Below are 3114 nucleotides of genomic sequence, written 5' to 3'. Positions count from 1 at the left end.
TGGGTGCGGGAGCAGGATTTGAACCTGCGACCTTCAGGTTATGAGCCTGACGAGCTACCGGGCTGCTCCATCCCGCGGCAAGGTGGTGTGCGAAGGAAGAATAAGGTTCGATCTTCGTCCTCAAGCAGCGCGAATGCGCGTTAGGACAAGAATAATGAGAAGACTGATTTATGTGTTCGGTAGACCCCGCGGCGACCTACTCTCCCGCGCCTTGAGACGAAGTACCATTGGCTCTGGAGGGCTTAACGACCGAGTTCGGAATGGGATCGGGTGTGGAACCTCCGACATAGCCACGGGGTCAACCGAACACATAAAAAAGCATCCGGGCTCAAGAAGTGCGAATGCACGTTAGCCCGAATATAATGAGAAGACATCGTCGCGTTTTGTATATCGGCAAGTAAAACCGAATGAGTTTTGCTGAGAAACGATCAAGCCGATCGGATTATTAGTACCAGTAAGCTTCATGCGTCGCCGCACTTCCACACCTGGCCTATCAACGTGGTAGTCTTCCACGATCCTCAGCGAAGCCTTGTTTTGAGGTTAGTTTCCCGCTTAGATGCTTTCAGCGGTTATCTATTCCATACTTAGCTACCCTGCTGCGCGGCTGGCGCCACGACAGGTCCACCAGAGGTATGTCCATCCCGGTCCTCTCGTACTAGGGACAGATCCTCTCAAGCTTCGAACACCCACGGCAGATAGGGACCAAACTGTCTCACGACGTTCTGAACCCAGCTCACGTACCACTTTAAATGGCGAACAGCCATACCCTTGGGACCTGCTCCAGCCCCAGGATGTGATGAGCCGACATCGAGGTGCCAAACTTTGCCGTCGATATGGACTCTTGGGCAAAATCAGCCTGTTATCCCTAGAGTACCTTTTATCCGTTGAGCGATGGCCCTTCCACTCGGGACCACCGGATCACTATGGCCGACTTTCGTCTCTGCTCGACTTGTCAGTCTCGCAGTCAGGCGGGCTTATGCCATTGCACTCGACGACCGATTTCCGACCGGTCTGAGCCCACCATCGCGCGCCTCCGTTACACTTTAGGAGGCGACCGCCCCAGTCAAACTACCCACCACGCCATGTCCCGGATCCGGATAACGGATCTCGGTTAGACGTCAACGACAGTAAGGGTGGTATTTCAAGGATGGCTCCACCAGAGCTGGCGCCCCGGTTTCATAGCCTCCCACCTATCCTACACATACGGTCGCTAACGCCAAGGCGAAGCTATAGTAAAGGTTCATAGGGTCTTTCCGTCTGACCGCGGGAACCCCGCATCTTCACGGGGAATTCAATTTCACTGAGCCTGTGCTGGAGACAGTGGGGAAGTCGTTACGCCATTCGTGCAGGTCGGAACTTACCCGACAAGGAATTTCGCTACCTTAGGACCGTTATAGTTACGGCCGCCGTTTACCTGGGCTTCAGTTCGGAGCTTTCACTCCTCCCTTTAACCTTCAGGCACCGGGCAGGCGTCAGACCCTATACGTCGCATTGCTGCTTCGCAGAGCCCTGTGTTTTTGCTAAACAGTCGCTACCCCCTGGCTTGTGCCACTCATTCCCAGTTGCCTGGGGTGAGTCACGCTTATTCCGAAGTTACGCGTGCAATTTGCCGAGTTCCTTCAGCACAGTTCTCTCAAGCGCCTTGGTATGCTCTACCTGACCACCTGTGTCGGTTTCGGGTACGGTCTCTGCTGGAGTTATTTCCAGGGACAACGCCCCTGCAAGGACAATCCAATAAGCCCTTACAAGTTATGCCATCCGTCACTTCCAGCTGGTGCAGGAATATTTACCTGCTTCCCATCGACTACGCTTTTCAGCCTCGCCTTAGGGGCCGACTAACCCTGCGCAGATTAGCTTTACGCAGGAACCCTTGGTCTTTCGGCGACAGTGTTTCTCACACTGTTTATCGTTACTCATGTCAGCATTCTCACTTCCGATACCTCCAGCCAACCTCACGGTTGACCTTCACAGGCTTACGGAACGCTCCGCTACCGCTTGCAGTAAACTGCAAACCCATATCTTCGGTGCATGGCTTTAGCCCCGTTACATTTTCCGCGCAGGATCGCTTGATCAGTGAGCTGTTACGCTTTCTTTAAAGGATGGCTGCTTCTAAGCCAACCTCCTGATTGTCAAAGCAATCCCACATCGTTTCCCACTTAGCCATGACTTGGGGACCTTAGATGATGGTTAGGGTTGTTTCCCTTTTCACGACGGACGTTAGCACCCGCCGTGTGTCTGCCCGATAGTTCTCTTGGGTATTCGGAGTTTGGTTAGTATTGGTACCGCTCGCGCAGCCCGCAACCATCCAGTGCTCTACCCCCCAAGGAATTCGTCGGACGCTCTACCTAAATAGATTTCGCGGAGAACCAGCTATGTCTAGGTTTGATTGGCCTTTCACCCCTATCCACAAGTCATCCCAGAATTTTTCAACATTCACGGGTTCGGTCCTCCAGTTAGTGTTACCTAACCTTCAACCTGCTCATGGATAGATCACCTAGTTTCGGGTCGTCATACGTCGAACTTAGCGCCCTATTCAGACTCGCTTTCGCTACGCCTACACCTAACGGCTTAAGCTTGCTCGACACATGAAGTCGCTGACCCATTATACAAAAGGTACGCCGTCACCCCGCTTGGGGGCTCCGACTGCTTGTAGGCTTCCGATTTCAGGATCTGTTTCACTCCCCTTGTCGGGGTGCTTTTCACCTTTCCCTCACGGTACTTGTTCACTATCGGTCGTAGAGGAGTACTTAGGCTTGGAGGGTGGTCCCCCCATGTTCAGACAGGATTTCACGTGTCCCGCCCTACTCGAGTCTCTTGCTGTTTGACGGCTACGGGGCTGTCACCCGCTATGGCCAAGCTTTCCAGCTTGTTCGCCTTTATGTCACAAGAGCACTGGCCTGGTCCCGGTTCGCTCGCCACTACTACGGGAGTCTCGGTTGATGTCCTTTCCTCCGGTTACTGAGATGTTTCAGTTCACCGGGTTCGCTTAATGAAGCCTATGTATTCAGCTCATTATACCTTTAAACAACCTGCCAATCCTTACCCTCCCGAGGGAAGGCAAAGTTGGAAGACTGTAAAGGTGGGTTTCCCCATTCGGAAATAGCCGGATCAAAG

At 53.1% G+C, this 3114-nt stretch carries 1 tRNA gene and 2 rRNA genes (1 of these 3 running past the window's edge); all 3 read right to left on the bottom strand.

Going from position 1 to position 3114, the window contains the following annotated elements:
* Positions 1–77: transfer RNA gene (locus DXK21_RS16125), tRNA-Met, on the bottom strand.
* Between the two features lie 106 nt (positions 78–183).
* Positions 184–298 (bottom strand): 5S ribosomal RNA (gene rrf, locus DXK21_RS16120).
* 126 nt (positions 299–424) lie between these two features.
* Positions 425–3114 (bottom strand): 23S ribosomal RNA (locus DXK21_RS16115); it runs 96 nt beyond the window's last position.

Source organism: Brevundimonas bullata (genome assembly GCF_003350205.1).
In the GTDB taxonomy this organism is placed as follows: domain Bacteria; phylum Pseudomonadota; class Alphaproteobacteria; order Caulobacterales; family Caulobacteraceae; genus Brevundimonas; species Brevundimonas bullata.
Note: the sequence above shows the minus strand (reverse complement) of the source record. Positions and strands in the feature narration are given on the sequence as shown.